A 22,602-nucleotide genomic window follows, 5' to 3' on the forward strand; every position below is an offset into this window, starting at 1 on the left:
GGACGCTTCCGCAGCGCGTGGACGCCGTAGCCCAGCAGCATGATGATGCCGAGAATCAGTGGGGTCAGTACCTGCCAGGCGGCGAAGGCGGTGAGGGCTGTGCGGCGCCCCTGCACGGAGATCGGACCGGATCAGAAGTCGTCGTCGAAGGCGACCGAGCCCTCCACCGCCACCTGGTAGGCGGACGGGCGGCGCTCGAAGAAGTTCGTCAACTCCTGCACGCCCTGCAACTCCATGAACGAGAACGGGTTCTCGGAACCGTAGACCGCCGGGAAGCCCAGCCGGGTGAGCCGCTGGTCGGCCACGCACTCCAGGTACTGGCGCATGGACTCGGTGTTCATGCCCGGCAACCCGTCGCCGCACAGATCGCGGCCGAACTGCAGCTCCGCCTCGACGGCCTCCTTCAGCATGTTGGTGACCTGCTGCTGCAGCTCGTCGTCGAAGAGGTCCGGCTCCTCCTTGCGGACGGTGTCCACGACCTCGAAGGCGAAGTTCATGTGCATCGTCTCGTCACGGAACACCCAGTTGGTGCCCGTGGCGAGACCGTGCAGCAGACCCCGCGAGCGGAACCAGTAGACGTACGCGAACGCGCCGTAGAAGAACAGCCCCTCGATGCACGCCGCGAAACAGATCAGGTTCAGCAGGAAGCGACGCCGGTCGGCCTTCGTCTCCAGACGCTCGATCTTCTCGACCGAGTCCATCCACTTGAAGCAGAACTGTGCCTTCTCGCGGATGGACGGGATCTCCTCCACCGCGTCGAACGCGGCCGCACGGTCGTCCGGATCGGGCAGATAGGTGTCGAGCAGCGTCAGATAGAACTGGACGTGCACGGCCTCCTCGAAGAGCTGCCGCGACAGATACAGCCGCGCCTCGGGGGAGTTGATGTGCTTGTACAGCGTCAGCACGAGGTTGTTGGAGACGATCGAGTCGCCCGTCGCGAAGAAGGCGACGAGTCGGCCGATCAAGTGCTGCTCGCCGGGGGAGAGTTTGGCGAGGTCGGCGACGTCCGAGTGGAGGTCGACCTCCTCCACCGTCCAGGTGTTCTTGATCGCGTCCCGGTAGCGCTCGTAGAAGTCCGGGTAGCGCATGGGCCGCAGGGTCAGCGCGAAACCCGGGTCGAGCAGGTTCTTCTCGGAGTGGGTCGAGCTCATTACTGGCAGGCCTCGCAGGATTCGGGGTTTTCGAGGGAGCAGGCGATCGCGTCCGCGTCGGGGGACTGGGCCTGCTGTGCGGGAACGGGGGCTGCGGCCGCGGTCCGGCCGGATGCCGCGCGGGCGATCCGCGTCGCCGGGCGCGAACGCAGGTAGTACGTCGTCTTCAGGCCCTGCTTCCAGGCGTACGCGTACATGGAGGAGAGCTTGCCGATCGTCGGTGTCTCCATGAACAGGTTCAGCGACTGGCTCTGGTCGAGGAACGGCGTGCGGGCCGCCGCCATGTCGATCAGGCCGCGCTGCGGGATCTCCCAGGCCGTGCGGTACAGCGTCCGCACCTCCTGAGGGATCCAGGCGAAGCCCTGCACGGAACCGCTCGCCTCGCGCAGCGCCTCACGGGTCCGGGCGTCCCACACGCCGAGCTGCTTGAGCTCCTCCACCAGATATGCGTTGACCTGGAGGAACTCACCGCTGAGCGTCTCGCGCTTGAAGAGGTTGGAGACCTGCGGCTCGATGCACTCGTACACACCCGCGATCGAGGCGATCGTCGCCGTCGGCGCGATGGCGAGCAGCAGCGAGTTGCGCATCCCGGACTTCGCGATCCGGGCGCGCAGCGCGTCCCAGCGCTCCGGCCAGTTCAGCTCGGTGTCGTAGTGGTCGGGGTGCAGCACACCGCGGGCGGCACGCGTGCGCGACCAGGCGGGCAACGGACCGGACCGCTCGGCGAGTTCACAGGACGCCTCGTAGGCGGCGAGCATGATGCGCTCGGAGATCCTGGTGGAGAGGGCGCGGGCCTCGGGGGAGTCGAACGGCAGCCGCAGCCGGAAGAAGACGTCCTGCAGGCCCATCAGGCCCAGGCCGACGGGGCGCCAGGTGGCGTTGGAGCGGCCGGCCTGCTCGGTCGGGTAGAAGTTGATGTCGACCACCCGGTCGAGGAAGGTCACGGCGGTGTGGACGGTGGCGTCCAGCCGTTCCCAGTCGATGCCGCCGTCGGCGACGAACGCGCCGAGGTTGACCGAACCCAGGTTGCAGACGGCCGTCTCACCGTCGTCGGTGACTTCGAGGATCTCGGTGCACAGGTTCGACGAGTGGACGACCCGGCCCGGCTCGGCCGTCTGGTTCGCGGTCCGGTTGGAGGCGTCCTTGAACGTCATCCAGCCCTGACCGGTCTGCGCGAGGGTACGCATCATCCGGCCGTACAACTCCCGGGCCGGCAGCGACTTGCGGGCCAGCCCCTTGGCCTCGGCGGCCCGGTACGCGGCGTCGAACTCCTCGCCCCACAGGTCGGTCAGCTCGGGTACGTCGACGGGGGAGAACAGCGACCAGTCGCCGTCCGCGGCGACCCGGCGCATGAACTCGTCCGGGATCCAGTGCGCCAGGTTGAGGTTGTGCGTACGCCGCTGGTCCTCACCGGTGTTGTCGCGCAGTTCGAGGAACTCCTCGATGTCGGCGTGCCAGGTCTCCAGGTAGACGGCCGCGGCTCCCTTGCGGCGGCCGCCCTGGTTGACGGCGGCGACGGAGGCGTCGAGCGTCTTCAGGAACGGCACGATGCCGTTGGAATGACCGTTGGTACCGCGGATCAGCGAACCACGGGCCCGGATGCGGGAGTACGAGAGGCCGATGCCGCCCGCGTGCTTGGAGAGCCGCGCCACCTGGTGGTATCGGTCGTAGATCGAGTCGAGCTCGTCGAGCGGGGAGTCCAGCAGATAGCAGGAGGACATCTGCGGGTGCCGGGTACCGGAGTTGAACAGGGTCGGCGAGGACGGCAGGTAGTCGAGCCGGCTCATCAGCCCGTACAGCGCCGCGACCTCGTCCAGGGCGCGCTCCGAGTCGTCCTCGGCGAGCCCGGAGGCGACCCGCAGCATGAAGTGCTGCGGCGTCTCGATGACCTGGCGGGTGTGCGGGTGACGCAGCAGATAGCGGCTGTGCAGGGTCCGCAGCCCGAAGTAGCCGAACCGGTCGTCGGCACCGTCGGCGAGCGCACCCTCCACCAGCGCGTCCAGCGCGGCGGCGTGCCGGGCGACGAACTCGGCGGTACGGTCCGCGATCAGGCCCTCACGGTGCCCGACGGCCACGGAGGCGGAGAAGGAGACCGCGCCCTGGCCGGCCGCCTCGTCCGCGATGGTGAGGGTCAGCAGCCGGGCGGCGAGCCGGGAGTAGGCGGGGTCCTCGGAGATCAGCCCCGCGGCGGCCTCCGTGGCCAGCGAGCGCAGCTCGGCCTCGTCCGACCGGGCGTTGCGGCCGCGCAGCGCGGCGGCGGCGACCCGACCGGGGTCGGTGTCGGGCAGATCGGCGGTGAGGTCCGAAAGGGCCCGGAGCAGCGCGGCCCCCGGTCCGTCGTGTGCGGTCCCCTCGGACTCGGCCGCTTCCGACCCGTGCACTGCGGACACGGCGGCTGAAGCCGGGTCGGCTGGCGCGATGGTCACGTGGTGCTCTCCCTCGCTCGGCTCGGGACCGGCGGGGAACGGAGGGCCGCGCGGGCGGCGGCCCGGGTCGGGGCAGCACTCCGTCACGGCGTCCACCGGCCCATCCGCGAGGCCCGGACGTCTGGCATCCGGTTCGGTCGAGCCGGATGCGCCGTCGGCAGGTCCTCGGACTCCCTGAGGGTACGCAGAAGCGCACCAGGTATACCGTTGCGGGACAGTTCCGGATTCACACCGGATTTCCCTGCGGCGACAGCGAGCACGAGCATACATGTGGGGTCCGCTGGATGGAGTAACCCCCAGATGTTGTGTCGCGTGTGTCGTAAGAGTGACGGCCGAGCGGGCCGTGCGGCTCCTCCCGGCACGATGGACGGCCCGCCGCGCCCCCGGTGGGGCGGGTGCGGCGGGCCGTCCGAACGTCGGTCAGTGGCCGCCGCCCGGCGCCCCTGCCGTGGCCGGCGGGAGCTCCACCTGGACGCCCGGGTCGCCCGCGTCGGCCGTGTAGTCGGACGGGGAGGTCTCGTCGGTCCCGGCGGGGGCCTTCACGGCGTTCAGGACGAAGGTGAGCACCACCGTCACCAGCACGTTCAGCACGAACGCCGTCAGGCCGATGTAACCGATCTCACCGATGCCCGGGATCTCCTTGGACGACCCGCCGAAGTGCGCCTGGGTCGGGCTGGCGACCCCGTACGCGGCCACCGTCCCGTACACCATGCCGACCGCCCAGCCGGCGAGCAGCGCCCAGCGGTGGAACCAGCGGGTGAACAGGCCGCCGACCAGGGCCGGCATCGTCTGGAGGATCCAGATCCCGCCGAGCAGCTGGAAGTTGATCGCGACCGTCTTGTCCATGGTGAGGACGAAGGCGAGCGCGCCGACCTTCACCAGCAGCGACACCAGCTTGGAGACCTTGGTCTCCTGCTCCGGCGTCGCGTCCGGCTTCAGGAAGTCCTTGTAGATGTTGCGGGTGAAGAGGTTCGCCGCGGCGATCGACATGATCGCGGCGGGCACCAGCGCCCCGATGCCGATCGCGGCGAACGCGACGCCCGCGAACCAGTCAGGGAACATGTTCTCGAACAGCTGAGGGATCGCCAGCTGCCCGTTGTCCACCTTGATTCCGGCGGCGATCGCCATGAAGCCGAGCAGAGCCAGCAGTCCCAGCATCAGCGAATACAGAGGCAGGATCGTGGTGTTGCGCCGGATCACGTCGCGACTGCGGCTGGAGAGCGTCGCCGTGATCGAGTGCGGATACATGAACAGCGCCAGGGCCGAGCCCAACGCCAGGGTGGCATAACCCCATTGGCCGGCCTCGCCCGGTGCGAGCGCGCCGCGCGGTTTGCCGGTCGCGGGGTTGGTCTGGGAGAACGCGTCGCCCGCCTTGGCGAAGATGTCGTCGAAGCCGCCGAGCTTGATCGGGATGTAGATGATCGCCACCGCGATGACCAGGTAGATCAGCCCGTCCTTGACGAACGCGATCAGCGCGGGCGCCCGCAGACCGGACGAGTAGGTGTACGCGGCGAGCACCGCGAACGCGATCAGCAGCGGCAGGTCCTTGACGAACCAGTGGGTGTTGTCGCCGCCGCCGACACCCATCACGTCCAGCACTGCCTGGATGCCGACGAGTTGGAGGGCGATGTACGGCATCGTGGCGAGGATGCCGGTGAGGGCGACCGCCAGGGAGAGGCCCTTCGAGCCGAAGCGCCCGCGGACGAAGTCCGAGGTGGTCACGTACCCGTGCTTGTGCGAGACCGACCACAGGCGCGGCAGGAAGGTGAAGATCAGCGGGTACACGAGGATCGTGTAGGGCACCGCGAAGAAGCCGGCCGCGCCCGCCGCGTAGATCGCTGCCGGAACGGCGACGAAGGTGTACGCGGTGTACAGGTCGCCGCCGAGCAGGAACCAGGTGACCCAGGTTCCGAACGACCTTCCGCCCAGGCCCCATTCGTCGAGGCTGTGTTCGTTGTCGGCCTTGCGCCAGCGCGCCGCCAGGAAGCCCATGACCGTGACGGCCAGGAAGAAGAAGATGAAGACGCCGAGCGCGACGCCGTTCACACCGTCCTTCATGCCGACGCACCCCCCTTGCGGGCGCGCTGGTCACGCTGCCACAGCATGTACGCGATCATCGTGAGCGCGGTGGAGATCAGTACCCAGAGCATCTGGTACCAGTAGAAGAACGGGATGCCGATGAAGGTGGGGTCCACCTTCGCGTACGAACTCACCCAGAGCATCGCCACGAACGGCGCGATGAGACAGAGGGCGATGACGACCCGTACGGGTGTGACGACGGGTGGTTTTCCTTCTGGGTCTGCGGGCATGCGGCGACTCCGTCCCCTCGTTGATCACCTGGTGTGGTGCGCAGGAAATCTAGGGGAGGTTTCCGGTCACCGTCACCCCCGTGTGCATTGCGGTCCGGCAACAGTCACCCGGACCGGGGCCGGATGTTCGGAACAACGCGGGCTCTCCGCACACAGGTCCGCGCGGGGGCGGGACATGCGAGCGGCCCCCGCGGGGCGACGCATCCCGCGAGGGCCGTGACGGTGGTGCGGCGGCGGAACCGAACGGCCGCCGCGCCGCGGCTCAGTCCATCGGCCGCTTCAGCCGTGCCACGAACTTGTACCGGTCGCCCCGGTAGACCGACCGCACCCACTCCACCGGCTCGCCCCGCCCGTCGAGCGAGTGCCGGGACAGCATCAGCATCGGCAGACCCACGTCGGTGCCGAGCAGGGCGGCCTCCCGCGGGGTGGCGAGCGAGGTCTCGATGGTCTCCTCGGCCTCGGCCAGCCGGACGTCGTACACCTCGGCCAGGGCCGTGTACAGCGAGGTGTACTTCACCAGCGACCGGCGCAGCGCGGGAAAGCGTTTGGCCGAAAGGTGCGTGGTCTCGATGGCCATCGGTTCTCCGCTGGCGAGTCGCAGCCGCTCGATCCGGAGCACTCGCCCGCCGGCGGTGATGTCGAGCAGGCCGGCCAGGCTGTCGTCCGCGGTGACGTAACCGATGTCCAGCAGCTGGGATGTCGGTTCCAGTCCCTGGGCGCGCATGTCCTCGGTGTACGAGGTGAGTTGCAGGGCCTGCGAGACCTTCGGCTTGGCGACGAAGGTGCCCTTGCCCTGGATGCGCTCCAGCCGGCCCTCGACGACCAGTTCCTGGAGCGCCTGGCGCACGGTCGTGCGCGAGGTGTCGAACTCGGCCGCCAGGGTCCGCTCAGGAGGCACCGGGGTGCCCGGCGGCAGCGTGTCCGTCATGTCGAGCAGATGGCGCTTCAGCCGGTAGTACTTCGGGACGCGCGCCGTCCTCGTGGCCGCGCCCGTCTCGTTCTCCGTACTGCCCCCGTCGGAGCTCATGGCCCGCCTTCCCGACTGCTGCGTTGCTGCCGTCACCGGCTCCTCCGTCTGTCGCGGCTCACATGGTGGCACGGTCGGGACACGGCTCGTCGCCCGCCCTTAGGTGTCGGTCCTATAACGGACGCGAGAGCACTTCTTATACACCCTTGACACCCCTAAAGGTCTAGGCCAAGCTCCCGGTACTGGTCTACACCATTAAAGATCAGGTCCAGCCCCAGCAGTACTCGTCGAATGTCTTCGCGGTGGGCGGGGTTGCAGTATCCCTGAGGAGGGTTTGGCGTGAAGCGCAAGCTCATCGCGGCGATCGGCGTCGCGGGCATGATGTTCGGCCTCGCGGCATGCGGGTCCGACGACGACAACAGCAGCGACAGTGGCAAGGGCGAGACCCTCACGGTCTGGGCGATGGACGGCTCCACGCCTCCCGGCTGGACCAAGGACCTCACCGCGGCCTTCGAGAAGAAGACCGGCGCCAAGCTGAAGTTCGAGACCCAGAAGTGGGACGGCATCCAGCAGAAGATCACCACCGCTCTCTCCGAGTCGACCCCGCCGGACGTCATCGAGGTCGGCAACACCCAGACCCCCGCGTACGCGGCCACCGGTGGCCTCGCGGACCTCAGCGACCTCAAGACGGAGATCGGCGGCGACTGGGTCGAGTCCCTCAACCAGTCCTCGGTCTTCGACGGCAAGCAGTACGCGGCCCCGTGGTACTTCGCCAACCGTGTCGTCATCTACAACAAGAAGGTCTGGGCCGACGCCGGCATCACGGACACCCCGAAGACCCGTGACGAGTTCTTCAAGGACCTCGACGCGATCAAGAAGAAGGGCAAGGCCGAGCCGATCTACCTGCCCGGCCAGAACTGGTACTTCTTCGACGGCCTGACCATCGGCCAGGGTGCCGACCTGGTGAAGAAGGAAGGCGACACGTACGTCTCCAACCTCTCCGACCCCAAGGTCGCCGAGGCGATGAACCTCTACAAGAAGTACCAGTCCTACTCCAAGGCCCCCAAGGACAAGGACGAGGCCACCCCGCAGCAGGCCGAGGTCTTCGCCAAGGGCAACGTCGGTGCCTTCATCGGCATGGGCTGGGAGGCCGGCACGGCCATCGCCGCCAACAAGGACATCGAGAGCGACATCGGCTACTTCACCATCCCGGGTGAGACCGCCGAGAAGCCCGAGGGTGTCTTCCTCGGTGGCTCGAACTTCGCGGTCGCCGCGGGCAGCAAGAAGCAGGAGCTCGCCAAGGAGTTCCTGAAGCTCGCCCTGTCCGACCAGTTCGAGGGCCAGCTGGCCAAGGAGAACGGCGTCATCCCGAACAAGGAGTCGCTCAACTCCAACCTGGCCGGCAACGGCGCAGCCGAGGCCGCGGCCCCGGCCGCCGCCGTCGGTGGCACCACCCCGCTCATCCCCGAGTGGGCCGCTGTCGAGAACAACCCGAACCCGATCAAGAGCTACATGACCGCGGTTCTGAACGGCAAGAGCCCCGAGGAAGCCGCCAAGGCGGTCGAGGCCGAGATCAACAAGCGTCTCTCGCAGAAGAGCTGATCGCACGCGCCGGGGGAGGGGTACCGACCACCCGTCCCCCGGCGCGCCCGCGTGTCCTGAAGGTAGGACCCAAGAAGAGATGGCGAGCATGTCAGTGCAGACCGAACAAGTGGACTCGGTCCCGGCAGCCGGTGTCCGCAAGGACGAAGCGCCTCCGGGCGGACCGGCCGCGTCGCGCAAGAAGCAGGGCGGAGGATCGGCCCCGTACCTGCTCCTCCTGCCCGCACTGCTCGCCACGGCGCTGCTGCTGGGCTACCCGCTGGTCAAGAACGGCATGCTGTCGTTCCAGAACCTCAACCCGCGCCAGCTGATCCAGCACCTGACCGAGTGGAACGGTGTCGACAACTACAAGGACGTCCTCGGCAGTTCGGACTTCTGGAAGGTCGTCGAACGGTCGGTCTTCTTCACCGCCGCCAACGTCGTCCTGATCATGTTGCTCGGGACCCTGGTCGGCCTGCTGCTCGCCCGTCTCGGCAAGAAGATGCGCCTGCTGCTCATGCTGGGCCTCGTCCTCGCCTGGGCCATGCCGGTCATCGCCGCGACCACGGTGTACCAGTGGCTGTTCGCCCAGCGCTTCGGGGTCGTCAACTACGTGCTCGACAGCCTCGGCTGGCACTCGATGGCCGACTACAACTGGACGAGCAGCCAGTTCTCCACCTTCTCCCTGGTCACCCTGCTGATCGTCTGGCAGTCCATCCCGTTCGTGGCGATCAACCTGTACGCGGCCTCCACGACGATCCCCAAGGAGCTGTACGAGGCCGCCTCGCTCGACGGCGCCGGAACCTGGAAGAGCTTCACCTCGGTGACGTTCCCGTTCCTCAAGCCGTTCCTGCTGGCCACGACGTTCCTCGAAGTCATCTGGGTCTTCAAGTCCTTCGCCCAGCTCTTCGCGATCAACGGCGGCGGCCCGGACCGGCTCACCGAGACCCTGCCCGTCTACGCCTTCGTCGAAGGCGTCGGCAACCAGCACTTCGGCATGGGTGCCGCCATCTCGTTCCTGACGATCATCGTCCTGCTGGTCCTGACCGGCTACTACCTGCGCATGGTTCTGAAGCAAGAGGAGGAGGAGCTGTGAAGCGCTCACTGTTCGGCCGGTTCTGGCCCAACGCGACGGCTGTCGTCCTCTTCGTGGCCTTCGCCTTCCCCGTCTACTGGATGTTCAGCACGGCCTTCAAGCCGACCGGCGACATCATCACCGACACCCCGGTGTGGTTCCCCACCGACATCACCTTCGAGCACTTCAAGAAGGCCGTCGGGGCCGACCACTTCTGGACCCTGGTCGCCAACTCCTTCACCGTGACCCTGATCTCCGTGCTCGCCTCGCTGGTGATCGCCCTGCTGGCGTCCTTCGCGATGGCCCGCATGCGCTTCAAGGGCCGGCGGGGCATCCTGGTGACCTTCATGGTCGCGCAGATGGCGCCCTGGGAGGTCATGGTCATCGCGGTCTACATGCTGGTCCGCGACACGGACATGCTGAACAGCCTGGTCCCGCTGACCGCCTTCTACATGATGATGGTCCTGCCCTTCACCATCCTGACGCTGCGCGGTTACGTCGCCGCGGTGCCCAAGGAACTGGAGGAGTCGGCCATGGTCGACGGCTGCACCCGGCCGCAGGCCTTCATGAAGGTGATCCTGCCGCTGCTCGGCCCCGGCCTGATGGCGACTTCGCTCTTCGGATTCATCACCGCCTGGAACGAATTCCCGCTGGTCCTCATCCTCAACAAGGACATCGAGTCGCAGACCCTTCCGCTGTGGCTCTCCCAGTTCCAGACCGCCTTCGGCGACGACTGGGGCGCGACCATGGCCGCCTCCTCCCTCTTCGCCATCCCGATCCTGGTCCTCTTCATCTACCTCCAGCGCAAGGCCGTCAGCGGCCTCACCGACGGCGCCGTGAAGGGATAACACCGTCCATGTCCACGCTGATATCCACCACGGACACCGTCACCCGCGACGCCCTCGCCGTCCTGCAGCCCGGGTTCACCGGCACCACCGCGCCGGACTGGGTGCTGCGCCGGATCGACGAAGGCCTCACCTCCGTCGCCCTGTTCGGCCGCAACATCCAGTCGCCGGAGCAGGTCGCCGCGCTCACCGCCCAGCTCAGGGCCGGGCGCGACGACCTCCTCGTCGCGATCGACGAGGAGGGGGGCGACGTCACCCGCCTGGAGGTGCGCACCGGCTCCTCCTTCCCCGGCAACCTCGCCCTCGGCCACGTCGACGACGTGGCGCTGACCCGTGCGGTCGCCCGGGAACTGGGCCGCCGGCTCGCCGCGTGCGGCGTCAACCTCAACTGGGCGCCGTCCGCCGACGTCAACTCCAACCCGGGCAACCCGGTCATCGGGGTGCGGTCCTTCGGCGCCGACCCCCAGCTCGTGGCCCGGCACACCGCCGCGTACGTCGAGGGCCTCCAGGCCGCCGGAGTCGCCGCCTGCACCAAGCACTTCCCCGGTCACGGCGACACGGCAGTCGACTCGCACCTCGCGATGCCGCGCATCGACGTGGACCTGGAGACGCTGCACGCCCGTGAACTGGTGCCCTTCAGGGCCGCCGTCGCCGCGGGTTCCCGGTGCGTGATGAGCGCGCACATCCTGCTGCCCGCGCTCGACCCCGACCGCCCCGCGACGGTGAGCCCGCAGATCCTCACCGGTCTGCTGCGCGAGGAGCTGGGGTACGACGGGCTGATCGTCACGGACGCCGTGGAGATGCAGGCCATCGCCGCGACGTACGGCATCGAGCGGGGCTCCGTACTCGCGATCGCCGCGGGGGCCGACGCCCTCTGCGTCGGTGGCGGACTGCAGGACGACGGCACCGTGCAGCGGCTGCGCGACGCCCTGGTCTCGGCGGTACGCAGCGGTGAACTCGCCGAGGAGCGGCTCGCGGACGCGGCCGCCCGGGTACGTGCCCTCGCGTCCTGGACGCGAGGGACCACGGGGGCCGGTTCGGACCCGGGTGCGGCAGTGCAGGAGGGGACCGCACCCGGCACCCGGGCCGACATCGGTCTGGTCGCCGCCCGCCGTGCGGTGAAGGTGACCGGCTCCGCCGGGCCGCTGACCGAGGCCGGCTACGTCGCCGCGTTCACGTCCCAGTCGAACATCGCGGTCGGCGACGAGACCCCGTGGGGTGTCGCGGCCGAGCTGGGCCGGCTGGTACCGGGCACCGGGACCGGTACGTACAGCGGCGAGACCGAGGCACCCGTGGACGCGGTGCTGAGGGCTGCGGGGGAGCGGCGGATCATCGTGGTCGTCCGCGATGTGCACCGGCACGCCTGGATGGCCGAGGCCATCGACGGCCTGGTGGCACAGCGCCCGGACACGGTCGTGGTCGAGATGGGCGTCCCGCAGGCGGCTCCCTCAGGAGGTCTGCACATCGCCACTCACGGAGCGGCCCGCGTCTGCGGTCTGGCGGCCGCGGAGATCATCGCCAGGGGCACGGACGGCCCGGGGCTCTGAGGACGGGCGCGGTCCGCACCCGGCCGCGTCCACGGCATACGAGAGGGCCAGGAACACCCACCGCGGATGTTCCTGGCCCTCTCTCCGTGTCCGGGACGACTACAGCCCCTGCCAGCTCGGCTTCGCCGCGAAGGTGGCCCGGAAGTAGTCGGCCAGCTTCAGCTTCGACGCCGCGGCCTCGTCCACCACCACGGTCGCGTGCGGGTGCAACTGCAGAGCCGAGGCCGGTACGACCGAGGCGACCGGCCCCTCCACCGTCTGCGCCACGGCGTCCGCCTTGCCCTCGCCGGTGGCGAGCAGGATCGGGTGGCGGGCCTCCAGGATGGTGCCGATGCCCTGGGTGATGACGTGGTGGGGCACCTGCGTGATGTCGTTGTCGAAGAAGCGCGCGTTGTCGATCCGGGTCTGTTCGGTGAGTGTCTTGATCCGGGTGCGGGACGCGAGCGAGGAGCACGGCTCGTTGAAGCCTATGTGCCCGTCGGTGCCGATACCGAGGAGCTGCAGATCCACCCCGCCGGCCTCGGCGAGCGCCTGGTCGTACGCCCGGCAGGCGGCCGGGATGTCCTCGGCGGAGCCGTCGGGGCCCATGAAGGACGCCTCGGACAGGCCGAGCGGTTCGACGACCTCGCGCAGCACCACGGAGCGGTAGGACTCGGGGTGGCCCGCCGGCAGCCCGACGTACTCGTCGAGCTGGCAGATGCGGGCGCGCGAGGCGTCCACGGCGCCGGAGCGGACCTTGGCCGCCAGCGCCTGGTAGATGGGCAGCGGGGTAGAGCCGGTCGCAACGCCGAGAAGGGCGTCGGGCTTGCGGCTCAGCAGGGCGCTGATGGCGTCCGCGATGAGTTCGCCGCCTGCCTTGGCGTCCGGGACGATGACAACTTCCACGCGGGGCCTGCCGATCTGAAGAGTCGAATCACGTGGTATAGACCACTCGGGTTCCAAATTTAGCAGAATCCGGCAACGGGGACACCGGTGGCCGTACCTGCTCCGGATGCCATCCGGTGGCGGATGTACGGCGTCCTGCGGTGGGTCGGCCGGACGGGGCTCCGGCTGCGTCGGGCGCCTCCGGGAGGCGCCTGACATGTCCAGTATGTGTTCATGCGGGGGAAGTCGGCTCGGTCGCCGGGCTGCGGGGCGGGGTACGGGTAACGAGGAGGCCCCCTAGAACACCCGCGGGCCGCGGCGCCGGGGCGGGACCCTCAGCCCGCCCGGGCACCGCAGCCCGGAGTTGTCGGCCGACGGTGTGCGGTGCCCCCGGCCGGGAGAGGTTGCCTGCGCGGTCAGGGCAGAGAGCGCGGCCACCTCGATCCACTCTCCTGTGCGGGGAGAGTGGAAGCTCTTTTCGTGAGCATTGTGGACTAGACCATTCGTCCGTGTCCATCCGTTGGAGCACCGCAATTCTCGGGCCCCCTCCTCCAGCACGTACGACCGCCCCGTTCGGTTCGGATCCATGCTCCATCCGCGGGTACCCTCGCAGACGTGCCCTCCATGAACGACCTCGTCCGCCAGCACACAGACCTCGGTGAAACCGATCTGGAATGGCTGCATCTGCTGGTCTCGGAGTGGCAGCTGCTCTCCGACCTGTCCTTCGCCGACCTCGTGCTCTGGGTGCCCACCCGTGACGGCACCCGCTACGTGTCCGTGGCCCAGATGCGGCCCAACACCGGTCCCACCTCCTACCAGGACGACATGGTCGGCCACATGGTCCCGCGCGGCCGACGTCCGCTGCTGGACGCGGCGCTGGACGAGGGCCGGATCGTGCGCGAGGGCGACCCGGAGTGGCGCGAGGAGGTGCCGGTACGGGTGGAGTCGATCCCGGTGCGTCGCGAGGGCCGGGTCCTCGGCGTCATCGCCAGGAACACCAACCTCCTGACCGTGCGCACCCCGTCCCGGCTGGAACTCACCTATCTCCAGTCGGCCTCCGACCTGGCCCAGATGATCGCCGCCGGAGCCTTCCCGTTCCCCGACCAGCAGGTCGACATGGACGCGTCGCCGCGCGTCGGCGACGGACTGGTCAGGCTCGACGCCGACGGAGTCGTCCAGTACGCCAGCCCCAACGGACTCTCCGCGTACCACCGTCTCGGCCTCGCCTCCGACCTGGTCGGTCAGCACCTCGGCGGGATCACCGCCGAACTCGCGCCCTCCCGCGGCCCGGTCGACGAGGCCCTGGTCAAACTGGCCAGCGGGTACGCGCCCCGTGAGTTCGAGGTCGAGGGCGCGGGCGGAGTGATCCAGCTCAGGGCGATCCCGCTCAAACCCAAGGGAGTTCGGATCGGCTCCCTGGTCCTTCTCCGGGACGTCACCGAACTGCGGCGCCGCGAGCGGGAATTGATAACCAAGGACGCCACCATCCGGGAGATCCACCACCGGGTGAAGAACAACCTCCAGACCGTTGCTGCCCTGTTGCGGCTCCAGGCCCGCAGGATGGACTCCCCGCAGGGGCGCGAGGCGCTCAACGAGGCGGTACGGCGCGTCGGTTCGATCGCCATCGTCCATGAGACGCTGTCCCAGAACCTGGACGAGCGGGTGGACTTCGACGAGATCGCCGACCGGGTCATCGCGATGGTCGCCGAGATCTCGACGGGCAGGGTCACCTGCCGCCGGACCGGGCGCTTCGGCATCCTCGAGGCCGAAGTGGCCACGCCGTTGGCGATGGTGCTCACCGAGGTCCTGCAGAACGCCCTGGAACACGCCTTCGGTCTCGCGGAGTCCGGCACGGTGGAGGTCTCGGCCGTGTGCGGCGGTTCGTCCGCCGAGAGGCGCCTGCTGATCACGGTTCAGGACGACGGCTGCGGACTGCCCGAGGGTTTCGACCCGCAGAGCGCCGGCAACCTGGGCCTGCAGATCGTGCGGACGCTGGTGGAAGGCGAGTTGAACGGAACCTTCGGCATGGTCCCGGCTGCCGGCCGCGGCACCCAGGTCATCCTCGACATTCCGGTGCGTTCCGAGAAGTAGCATCGGCGGCCGGCCGGGGCAGGCGGTCCGGACAAAAAGCAGTGGGCCCGGACCGTTGATCACGGTCCGGGCCCACTGTTCATGCAATGCGCTTCGGGGGGTACTGCGCGCTGCGACTCGTGGGGCGGGTTCGTGCGTACGCTCTGTACGCGCCGCCGGGCTGAGGCTCTAGCAGTGGCGTCGGTCAGGCGCTGGCGTTACGCGCCCGGTTACGGGCGGCGCGGCGCTTCATGGCGCGGCGCTCGTCCTCGCTGAGGCCACCCCAGACGCCGGAGTCCTGGCCGGACTCGAGCGCCCACTGCAGGCACTGCTCCATGACGGGGCAGCGACGGCAGACGGCCTTGGCTTCCTCGATCTGCAGCAGCGCAGGACCGGTGTTGCCGATGGGGAAGAACAGCTCGGGGTCTTCCTCACGACAAACGGCGTTGTGACGCCAGTCCATGGCTGCTACCTCTCCTTGGTATTACATAACTGTTGCTTGTGAATGTGAACGCTTTCACGAATCCCCCCGCAGGTGAAGGCCCGACTCCCAGATGAACTGGTTGTGGTCCTGTGGTGTGAGGAGGGGTTCAGGCTCTCAGTGGAGGCTGTTGTTGCGGGCCGTCCCGATCGCCATGTAGAGACTCGCAAACCTCAGCGGCGGATACAACCCCTTCTGGAAACTTTTTTTTGATTCCTCGGTGTCGGCTAGGTCACAGCCGTACTTCTATGGGGTGGAGCCCAGCCCAAACGTTCGAGTTGAAGGAGTTTCGGTTCTTCCACTCACACAATCACACGCAGTGCACGGCGTACGCCTGTGAACGTCACACTTGTACGCACTCCCAGGTGGTCGCCGTCCATCTGGAAGGGCAGTGGCACCTTTGAATGCAAGGTGAAGTCCGTGAGGTCATGCAGTGAAACGGCGTGCTTGCCGGAGGGGCCTTTTTCCGGGCTCGAAGTGAGCAGCTGAGTGCCGTAGCGGGCGACCGCCGGGGTGGAGAGCCGTTTCAGTCCGAGCACGTCCAGGCCGGTGTCGAACGATGCCTTCGGGGATGCGTACATGGGGCGATTCCCCAGGTAGGTCCAGGGGGCCGTGTTGGAGATTATGGTCAGTGCGAGATCGGTGACCGGTTCCTGTCCAGGGGTCTCCAGGGTGATCATCCCGTGCCGTCGGTGCGGTTCCTCCAGGAACTGCCGGACCACCTGACGCACGTACAACGCATGCGTCGAACGTTTACCGAGTTCGCGCTTCTGTTCGACTCGGCCGACCACGCCCGCGTCGAATCCGAGCCCGGCGCAGAAAGTGAACCAGCGCTTCGGGACCGACTCGTCCTCGGTGCCCGGGGTGCCGGCCGCCAGCCCGAGGCCGACCGTGCGTTCGGTGCGGTTGGCGAGGGCGTCCAGGATCGCGCCGGTGGCCTCCACGGCATCGTTGGGCAGACCCAGGGCGCGGGCGAAGACATTGGTGGAACCGCCGGGGACCACCGCGAGGCTCGGCAGGCTGTCCGGGTCGGGGCCGTGGTGGAGCAGTCCGTTGACGACTTCGTTGACCGTGCCGTCCCCGCCCAGCGCGACCACCAGGTCGAATTCCGAGGACTCCGCGGCCCGCCGCCCCAGGTCCCGGGCGTGGCCCCGGTACTCGGTGGTCACGGCCTCTATCTTCATCTCGCTGGCCAGCGCGTGGATGAGCACGTCACGCGTCCGCGCACTGGTGGTGGTAGCAGCAGGATTGACCACGAGGAGTGCGCGCATGACGGCCAGAGTACCTACCGATTGGTATCCCTCTGAAGTCCTGCCCCCTCACCTTCACGTTCGGTGACGGTGTGGGTGCGGCAGCGTTGTCGGTGTCGTGGGTTTCCCAGCCGTTCCACGCGGTCTCCCCGCAGTTTTCCCGCCGTCCCGACCCCGGCTTCGCTTTCGCGGCGTCGGGATGTCAACCTGCAAGGGTGAGTACTCAGCAGAACACGCCCTCCTCGTCGCCCTCGCCCGTGCTCGAACCGGCGAAGCCGAGCAGGATCACGCTCGTGGCCGGACTCACCGCTCTCGAAGGGGCGGCGCTCGCCGCGGGCGGGATCTACATGCTGGTGATGGGACTGCTCGGGCGCCCCGAGAGCCCGCAGCAGGCGGAGACGGGGGGCCTCACGCTGATCGCGCTCGCCCTGATCCCGCTGTTCGCCGCCCGCGGGCTGTTGAAGCGTCGCAGCTGGAGCCGCGGCCCCGCGCTCATCACGCAGATCATCGCGCTCCCGGTGGTCTGGACCCTGCTGAGGTCCCACGGCGTACTGATCCCTACCGGGATCGTCCTCGCCGCGGTCGTCCTCACGGCCCTCTACCAGCTGGTCAGGCCGGCCACGATCGAGGCGCTCGGAATCCGTCGGCCGGGCAGCACACCGGACGCCTGAGCCCCGGACCGGAAGCCCGGACGGGACGGTCCTGCGGCAATGCCGAACGACTGACGGGGCGTGGCGCCGCCGGTCGCCCCGTGTCAGGGGCGCGCGGCCTTGTCGTGCTGCACAGGTGACCGGCGCCGGCCCTTCGCGCTACTCCTCGACGAGCAGCCGCTCGCGCAGCTGCGCCAGGGTGCGGGCCAGCAGGCGCGAGACGTGCATCTGCGAGATGCCGACCTCCTGTGCGATCTGCGACTGGGTCATGTTGCCGAAGAAGCGCAGCAGCAGGATCCGCTTCTCGCGGGGCGGCAGGTCCTCCAGCAGTGGCTTGAGCGACTCCCGGTACTCGACGCCCTCCAGCGCCTCGTCCTCGGAACCCAGCGTGTCCGCAACCGCCGGGGACTCGTCGTCCGTGTCCGGTACGTCCAGCGAGAGCGTGCTGTACGCATTGGCCGATTCCAGCCCCTCCAGGACCTCTTCCTCGGAGATGCCCAACCGCTCCGCCAGCTCGTGCACCGTCGGCGAGCGGCCGTGCAGCTGGGAGAGCTCGGCGGTGGCCGTGGTGAGCGAGAGCCGCAGCTCCTGGAGCCGGCGCGGAACCCGGACCGCCCACCCCTTGTCCCGGAAGTGGCGCTTGATCTCGCCGACGACCGTGGGGGTCGCATAGGTGGAGAACTCGACGCCGCGGTCCGGGTCGAACCGGTCCACCGACTTGATCAGGCCGATCGTGGCGACCTGGGTGAGATCGTCCAGCGGCTCGCCGCGATTGCGGAACCGGCGCGCCAGATGCTCCACGAGAGGCAGATGCATCCGCACCAGCTGATTGCGCAGCTCCGCCTTCTCGGGCGACCCGTCGGGAAGCCCGCGCAGCTCGATGAACAGCGCCCGCGCCCCGCTGCGGTCCTGTGGATCGTGGTGCCTGTGCTCGCTCATCTGGCCTGCCTGCTCCGCCTGCTCCACCGAGGCCGTGCGGCCCGCAGGCCCGTCCGCCCCGTCCTCCGGATGGGGCAGGGCCTGCTGTTCCGGGATGCCTGCTGCGCGCACCACCCCTGGTCGGATCGTCTCGTCCCGCACAGGACCGTCCCCGTTCCCGTTGCTCACGCCGGCCCGGGTCCCGCGCCGCGCTGTTTGTAGAGGCTGATGCTGACCGTACGGTCGTCGGCGACCGAGGAGTCGACCTTTCCGGCGAGTGCGGAGAGCACCGTCCAGGCGAAGGTGTCGCGTTCCGGTGCCCGGCCGTCCGTCGTCGGGGCCGACACCGTCACCTCGAGGGAGTCCTCGATGAGCCGGAACACGCAGCTGAGGACGGAGCCCGGCACGGCCTGCTGAAGCAGGATCGCGCAGGCCTCGTCGACCGCGATGCGAAGGTCCTCGATCTCGTCGAGGGTGAAGTCCAAGCGTGCTGCGAGACCGGCCGTGGCCGTGCGCAGCACCGACAGGTAGGCACCCGCTGCGGGCAGCCGGACCTCTACGAAGTCCTGATTCCCGGGCTCGCCTGCGATCTGGGACACCCTCACCTCCAAGGTGGCACAAATTCTTCCGAGGTTCCGGGAAGGGTGCCCCGGAGCCATGCGGTACGTCTTCGGTTCTGGTCCGGCGACGCTATCGCGATCCATGATGCCGTGTCGCCGAATCCCAAGCTCATGGCTGTCACTCATGGTAAGCCCATGGGTACACACCGTGGGTAGGGGTGTGCGGCGATCAATTGCGAACAACCGGCGCCGGTTTGACGTACCCCATGTCAGACGAGCGAACCGTCCTCGTAGCACCAGCGCCAGTCCTCGCCCGGTTCGAAGCTCCGCATCACCGGATGACCGGTCTCCGCGAAGTGCGCGGTGGCGTGTTTCAGCGGTGACGAATCGCAGCAGCCGACATGGCCGCAGAACAGACAGAGCCGCAGATGCACCGGGTGGGTGCCCGCCTCCAGGCACCCGAGACAGGTGTCGCTGAGCGGGGCCGGTTCGGGGCGCGGCAGTTCGGACACGTGCGGGCATGCACTCATGATGGTCAGGCTACGACGGATGCGAGGACCGTGAGATGGACGCATTGCAGCTGGTGGCCCTGGTGGCGGCCAGTGCCGCGGTGGCGGGGGCCGCCCGCCGCACCCCGGTGCCGGCGCCCCTGCTGCTGGTCGCGGCGGGGCTGGTCGCCTCGTATCTGCCCGGGGTGCCGACGTACACCCTGGACGCGCACATCGTGCTGCCGCTGGTGCTGCCGCCGTTGCTCCACACCGCGGCCGTCGACAGCTCGTACCTGGACCTGCGGGCCAATCTCCGGCCGGTCGCGCTGCTCTCCGTGGGGTACGTGCTGTTCGCGACCGTGGCGGTCGGCTGGCTCGCGTACCGCCTCGTGCCCGACCTGCCGCTCACCACGGCGCTGGTGCTGGGCGCGGTCGTGGCCCCGCCGGACGCCGTCACGGCGGCGGCGATCGCCCGCCGGGTCGGGCTGCCCGGCCGGGTCACCACGATCCTCCAGGGCGAGTCCCTGGTGAACGACGCCACCGCGATCACCGCGTACAAGGTGGCCCTCGCCGCGGCCCTCGGCGAGGGCATCAGCTGGGGCGCCGGGATCGCCGACTTCCTTCTCGCCTCGGTCGGCGGTGTCGCGGTCGGTCTGGCCCTGATGGTGCCGTTGCACTGGCTCCGCACGCACCTGAAGGAAGCCCTGCTGCAGAACACCCTGTCGCTGCTGATCCCGTTCGTGGCGTACGCGGCGGCCGAACGCGTGCACGCCTCCGGAGTGATCGCCGTGGTCGTCGTCGCGCTCTACCTCGGTCACCGCTCCTGGCAGGTCGACTTCGCGACCCGCCTCCAGGAGGCGGCCGTCTGGAAGATGGTCGCGTTCATCCTGGAGTCCGCGGTCTTCGCACTGATCGGCCTGCAACTTCCCTTCGTGCTGAAGGGGCTCGGCACCTACGCCGTGGCGGACGCCCTGTGGTACGCGGTGGCCGTGTTCCTCGCCGTCGTCGTGGTCCGCTTCCTCTGGGTCTACCCGGCGGCGTACGTGCCCCGATGGCTGTCCAGACGGATCAGGGAACGCGAGCCCGGGACCAACTGGCGAGGGCTGCTGATCGTCTCCTGGGCGGGGATGCGCGGGGTCGTCTCGCTCGCCATCGCCTTCTCCGTCCCGATGGTCATGACCGACGGGACGGCGTTCCCGGCCCGCAACCTGGTGCTGTTCCTGACCTTCACCACGGTCATCGGCACCCTCGTCGTCCAAGGGCTCAGCCTGCCGCCGCTGGTCCGTTTCCTGAAGCTCTCGGGGCGCGACGTCACGGGGCAGACACTGGTCGAGGCGCAGGCGCAGAGCGAGGCGTCCGCGGCTGCCGAGGCGCGCCTGCGGGAGTTGCTCGCCGACCCCCGCAACGCCCTGCCCGAACCGCTCACCGACCGGCTGCGCGGGGTCCTGGAGCGCCGCCGCAACTCCGTGTGGGAGCGGCTGGGGACGCCCGACCCCGTGACCGGGGAATCGGCGGACGACACGTACCGTCGCCTGGCCAGGGAGATGATCGGAGCCGAGCGCGAGGTCTTCGTGCGGCTGCGTGACGAGCGACGGATCGACGACGAGATGCTCAGGACGCTGCTCAGGCGCCTGGACCTGGAGGAGGCGGCGGCCTACCGCGAGGAGTCGGACACGTCGTGAGCGGCGGTCGGCAGGCTCTCGGGCCGGCCCGTGACGACGGCCGCGACAGCGGTTCCGGCCGGGAAAGCGCCCTCTTCGGCGAGCTCGGTGAGCGCGTACAGCAGCTTGGCCACGTAGAGCCGTTCGACGGGCAGCCCGTGCCGCTGCTCGAAGTCGTCCGCGAAGGCGTGCAACTGCGGGGTGGTCCGGGCGTAGCCGCCGAAGTGGAAACGCTCGTCCAGGGCCCATGACCCGGCCGGCCCGCCGAACGCCTCCCGTTGCAGATCCCGTACCGCGTCGCCCAGGAAACCCCCGCGCAGCACCGGGACGCCGAGGGCGCGCTGCCCCGGGGCGAGGCCGGCGGCCAGTCCGGCGAGGGTGCCGCCGGTGCCGCAGGCGACCGCGGCCACATCGGTCCGGCCGCGCAGCTCGCGCCCCAGCTCCACACAGCCCCGTACGGCCCGGGCGTTGCTGCCGCCCTCCGGGACGACGAAGCAGTCCCCGAAGCCGCTCAGCAGCCCCGCGAGGACCGCTGGATCGGCCTTCGCGCGGTAGGTCGCACGGTCCACGAAACGCAGGGTCATCCCGTCGGCGGCGCACCGGGCCAGCGAGGGGTTCAGAGGGCGGTCGGCCAGTTCGTCACCGCGGACGATGCCGACGGTGCTCAGGCCGAGCAGTCGCCCGGCGGCGGCGGTGGCCCGCAGATGGTTGGAGTACGCGCCGCCGAAGGTCAGCACGGTGCGTCCGGCGGCGGCCTCCAGGTTGGGCGAGAGCTTGCGCCACTTGTTGCCGGAGGGGTACAGCTCCACCGGTCCGAGTACGTCGGTGTCCCAGGGAACGGTGGTGTGGATCAGGTCGTCCCGCTTGAGCAGCAGCCGGATGCCCCGGCGGGTGAAGCGGTCGTCGTGGACTTCCTGCAGCGGCGACGGCGGTCGGGGCCGGAGTACGAGGGCGGGGTCCACGGGCTGGCTCATCCTGTCATTGTGGCCACGACCTGCGGTCGAGCCGGCACGGCCCCCGAGACGCGCCCCGGACCGGGCGGGTGCGGGTCACTTCAGGCGGCCGTGGATCCGGCTCCGCAGGGAGTCCATCGTGAAGCCGCGGGGGTCGACCTTGCCCGGCTGCCACTCCTTGTGGCCGATCACCGAACGGGAGGTCCAGCCGTGGTGACGGCAGACCGCGGCGGCGGCCTTCTCGACGGCTTCGAGCTGGACGGCGGGCCAGGGGTCCTCGCCGTCACCCAGGTTCTCGCACTCGAAGCCGTAGAAGTGCCGGTTCCCGTCGGTGTTGGCCTCGTGGTCGGGCGGGAGGCGCCGCTCGGCGATGACGGCGCGCAGGACGTCGTCGTCGCCGAGCCCGGCGTGGTTGGCCCGGCCGTAGCCGACCAGGTGGACCCGGCCGTCCTTGGCGATCACGCCGTGGCACAGCGGGCCGGGAAGCTCCGGATAGCCGTCGCGGCAGACGCGGACGGTGGAGGCGGTGCCCCTGGTGACGGAGTGATGGATCATCACGCCGTTGACCGGGCCCCAGGGGCCCTTGTGGTTGCGGTTGTGGGTACGCCAGTCGCCGACCTGGACGACGGTGAGACCCTCGTGCGTCAGGGCTTTCAGGAAGGCGCTCGCGGACATGGGCGGTGACATGGCCGACTCCTTTTGCGCGTGGGCGGACCGGGCCTTGTTGCGCTTTTACCGGAATGTCGGTCTCCGGGCCACCTCGGGAGCGGTTGTTCGGACCGTGTGCGAGCCGATTCGGTCAAGTC

20 protein-coding genes and 1 riboswitch are annotated in these 22,602 nt (G+C 69.1%); of the genes, 7 read left to right on the forward strand and 13 right to left on the reverse strand.

From position 1 onward, the window contains the following. Positions 1–131: 131 nt before the first annotated feature. The 5 genes from AB0L71_RS05880 to AB0L71_RS05900 form a co-directional block, all read right to left on the reverse strand. Complete coding sequence (locus AB0L71_RS05880; protein WP_365238395.1) at positions 132–1,151, reverse strand: ribonucleotide-diphosphate reductase subunit beta; 1,020 nt, start codon at positions 1,149–1,151, stop codon at positions 132–134. Continuing rightward, positions 1,151–3,577, reverse strand: a complete 2,427-nt coding sequence (locus AB0L71_RS05885; RefSeq protein WP_365238397.1) for a ribonucleoside-diphosphate reductase subunit alpha — start codon at positions 3,575–3,577, stop codon at positions 1,151–1,153. The genes AB0L71_RS05880 and AB0L71_RS05885 overlap by 1 nt, the downstream gene beginning before the upstream one ends. Before the next feature lie 138 nt (positions 3,578–3,715). Continuing rightward, positions 3,716–3,856, reverse strand: a riboswitch (cobalamin riboswitch). A 141-nt stretch (positions 3,857–3,997) separates the two neighbouring features. Continuing rightward, positions 3,998–5,635, reverse strand: a complete 1,638-nt coding sequence (gene mctP, locus AB0L71_RS05890) for a monocarboxylate uptake permease MctP (RefSeq protein ID WP_365238400.1) — start codon at positions 5,633–5,635, stop codon at positions 3,998–4,000. Beyond that, on the reverse strand, positions 5,632–5,886 hold the full coding sequence (locus AB0L71_RS05895; RefSeq protein ID WP_365238403.1) for a DUF3311 domain-containing protein: 255 nt from the start codon (positions 5,884–5,886) through the stop codon (positions 5,632–5,634). Before AB0L71_RS05895 ends, mctP begins: the two co-directional genes overlap by 4 nt. 262 nt (positions 5,887–6,148) lie before the next feature. Then, entirely contained in the window at positions 6,149–6,913 is a 765-nt protein-coding gene (locus AB0L71_RS05900; RefSeq protein WP_365238406.1) for a GntR family transcriptional regulator, read from the reverse strand. 279 nt (positions 6,914–7,192) lie between these two features. Between AB0L71_RS05900 and AB0L71_RS05905 the strand changes: the two genes are divergently transcribed. From AB0L71_RS05905 to AB0L71_RS05920, 4 genes are all read left to right on the forward strand, one after another. Then, positions 7,193–8,455, forward strand: coding sequence for an extracellular solute-binding protein (locus tag AB0L71_RS05905; protein ID WP_365238409.1), 1,263 nt, complete (start codon positions 7,193–7,195; stop codon positions 8,453–8,455). A gap of 88 nt (positions 8,456–8,543) precedes the next feature. Further along, a complete protein-coding gene (locus AB0L71_RS05910; RefSeq protein ID WP_365238412.1) occupies positions 8,544–9,530 on the forward strand; it encodes a sugar ABC transporter permease in 987 nt (328 codons plus the stop codon). Next, complete coding sequence (locus AB0L71_RS05915; RefSeq protein WP_365238415.1) at positions 9,527–10,357, forward strand: carbohydrate ABC transporter permease; 831 nt, start codon at positions 9,527–9,529, stop codon at positions 10,355–10,357. The genes AB0L71_RS05910 and AB0L71_RS05915 overlap by 4 nt, the downstream gene beginning before the upstream one ends. Before the next feature lie 8 nt (positions 10,358–10,365). Continuing rightward, positions 10,366–11,901, forward strand: coding sequence for a glycoside hydrolase family 3 protein (locus AB0L71_RS05920; protein WP_365238418.1), 1,536 nt, complete (start codon positions 10,366–10,368; stop codon positions 11,899–11,901). A 99-nt stretch (positions 11,902–12,000) separates the two neighbouring features. On the opposite strand, the gene nagB is transcribed toward AB0L71_RS05920, so the two are convergent. After that, positions 12,001–12,786 (reverse strand): glucosamine-6-phosphate deaminase, encoded by a 786-nt coding sequence (gene nagB, locus AB0L71_RS05925; RefSeq protein WP_365238421.1) that lies wholly within the window; start codon positions 12,784–12,786, stop codon positions 12,001–12,003. 603 nt (positions 12,787–13,389) lie between these two features. Here nagB and AB0L71_RS05930 point away from each other — a divergent pair. Continuing rightward, the gene (locus AB0L71_RS05930) at positions 13,390–14,856 is read left to right on the forward strand and encodes a PAS domain-containing sensor histidine kinase (protein ID WP_365239076.1); all 1,467 of its coding nucleotides are present in this window, start codon (positions 13,390–13,392) and stop codon (positions 14,854–14,856) included. Between the two features lie 184 nt (positions 14,857–15,040). Here the strand turns inward: AB0L71_RS05930 and AB0L71_RS05935 are convergent, their stop codons facing one another. Continuing rightward, positions 15,041–15,298: a WhiB family transcriptional regulator gene (locus AB0L71_RS05935; RefSeq protein ID WP_003953983.1), complete on the reverse strand. Its 258-nt coding sequence runs from the start codon at positions 15,296–15,298 to the stop codon at positions 15,041–15,043. Positions 15,299–15,618: 320 nt separating this feature from the next. Next, positions 15,619–16,587 carry a diacylglycerol kinase family protein gene (locus AB0L71_RS05940; RefSeq protein ID WP_365238424.1) on the reverse strand — a complete coding sequence of 323 codons (969 nt, stop codon included), beginning with the start codon at positions 16,585–16,587 and terminating at the stop codon, positions 15,619–15,621. A 272-nt stretch (positions 16,588–16,859) separates the two neighbouring features. On the opposite strand from AB0L71_RS05940, the gene AB0L71_RS05945 reads away from it, so the two are divergent. Then, positions 16,860–17,237, forward strand: coding sequence for a hypothetical protein (locus AB0L71_RS05945; RefSeq protein ID WP_365239079.1), 378 nt, complete (start codon positions 16,860–16,862; stop codon positions 17,235–17,237). 138 nt (positions 17,238–17,375) lie between these two features. On the opposite strand, the gene AB0L71_RS05950 is transcribed toward AB0L71_RS05945, so the two are convergent. From AB0L71_RS05950 to AB0L71_RS05960, 3 genes are all read right to left on the reverse strand, one after another. After that, a complete protein-coding gene (locus AB0L71_RS05950) occupies positions 17,376–18,296 on the reverse strand; it encodes an RNA polymerase sigma factor SigF (protein ID WP_365239081.1) in 921 nt (306 codons plus the stop codon). Positions 18,297–18,319: 23 nt separating this feature from the next. After that, a complete protein-coding gene (locus tag AB0L71_RS05955; RefSeq protein ID WP_073781878.1) occupies positions 18,320–18,733 on the reverse strand; it encodes an anti-sigma regulatory factor in 414 nt (137 codons plus the stop codon). Positions 18,734–18,963: 230 nt separating this feature from the next. After that, entirely contained in the window at positions 18,964–19,224 is a 261-nt protein-coding gene (locus AB0L71_RS05960) for a UBP-type zinc finger domain-containing protein (protein WP_365238428.1), read from the reverse strand. 35 nt (positions 19,225–19,259) lie between these two features. Between AB0L71_RS05960 and AB0L71_RS05965 the strand changes: the two genes are divergently transcribed. Continuing rightward, entirely contained in the window at positions 19,260–20,864 is a 1,605-nt protein-coding gene (locus AB0L71_RS05965) for a Na+/H+ antiporter (protein WP_365238431.1), read from the forward strand. Here the strand turns inward: AB0L71_RS05965 and AB0L71_RS05970 are convergent. Together AB0L71_RS05970 and AB0L71_RS05975 are read right to left on the reverse strand one after the other, a co-directional pair. Next, complete coding sequence (locus tag AB0L71_RS05970; RefSeq protein WP_365238434.1) at positions 20,837–21,817, reverse strand: pyridoxal-phosphate dependent enzyme; 981 nt, start codon at positions 21,815–21,817, stop codon at positions 20,837–20,839. The genes AB0L71_RS05965 and AB0L71_RS05970 overlap by 28 nt on opposite strands. Positions 21,818–21,892: 75 nt before the next feature. Then, positions 21,893–22,483, reverse strand: a complete 591-nt coding sequence (locus tag AB0L71_RS05975) for an N-acetylmuramoyl-L-alanine amidase (protein ID WP_365238437.1) — start codon at positions 22,481–22,483, stop codon at positions 21,893–21,895. Positions 22,484–22,602: the final 119 nt, after the last annotated feature.

The organism is Streptomyces sp. NPDC052052 (assembly GCF_040680455.1).
In the GTDB taxonomy this organism is placed as follows: domain Bacteria; phylum Actinomycetota; class Actinomycetes; order Streptomycetales; family Streptomycetaceae; genus Streptomyces.

What these genes read in the sequence shown, in the direction of transcription:
- AB0L71_RS05880 (WP_365238395.1), bottom strand. Translation starts at nt 1,151, where the DNA reads ATGAGCTCGACCCACTCCGAGAAGAACCTGCTCGACCCGGGTTTCGCG.
- mctP (WP_365238400.1), bottom strand. Translation starts at nt 5,635, where the DNA reads ATGAAGGACGGTGTGAACGGCGTCGCGCTCGGCGTCTTCATCTTCTTC.
- AB0L71_RS05895 (WP_365238403.1), bottom strand. Translation starts at nt 5,886, where the DNA reads ATGCCCGCAGACCCAGAAGGAAAACCACCCGTCGTCACACCCGTACGG.
- AB0L71_RS05900 (WP_365238406.1), bottom strand. Translation starts at nt 6,913, where the DNA reads ATGAGCTCCGACGGGGGCAGTACGGAGAACGAGACGGGCGCGGCCACG.
- AB0L71_RS05910 (WP_365238412.1), top strand. Translation starts at nt 8,544, where the DNA reads ATGTCAGTGCAGACCGAACAAGTGGACTCGGTCCCGGCAGCCGGTGTC.
- AB0L71_RS05920 (WP_365238418.1), top strand. Translation starts at nt 10,366, where the DNA reads ATGTCCACGCTGATATCCACCACGGACACCGTCACCCGCGACGCCCTC.
- AB0L71_RS05930 (WP_365239076.1), top strand. Translation starts at nt 13,390, where the DNA reads ATGAACGACCTCGTCCGCCAGCACACAGACCTCGGTGAAACCGATCTG.
- AB0L71_RS05935 (WP_003953983.1), bottom strand. Translation starts at nt 15,298, where the DNA reads ATGGACTGGCGTCACAACGCCGTTTGTCGTGAGGAAGACCCCGAGCTG.
- AB0L71_RS05940 (WP_365238424.1), bottom strand. Translation starts at nt 16,587, where the DNA reads ATGCGCGCACTCCTCGTGGTCAATCCTGCTGCTACCACCACCAGTGCG.
- AB0L71_RS05960 (WP_365238428.1), bottom strand. Translation starts at nt 19,224, where the DNA reads ATGAGTGCATGCCCGCACGTGTCCGAACTGCCGCGCCCCGAACCGGCC.
- AB0L71_RS05965 (WP_365238431.1), top strand. Translation starts at nt 19,260, where the DNA reads ATGGACGCATTGCAGCTGGTGGCCCTGGTGGCGGCCAGTGCCGCGGTG.
- AB0L71_RS05970 (WP_365238434.1), bottom strand. Translation starts at nt 21,817, where the DNA reads ATGAGCCAGCCCGTGGACCCCGCCCTCGTACTCCGGCCCCGACCGCCG.
- AB0L71_RS05975 (WP_365238437.1), bottom strand. Translation starts at nt 22,483, where the DNA reads ATGTCACCGCCCATGTCCGCGAGCGCCTTCCTGAAAGCCCTGACGCAC.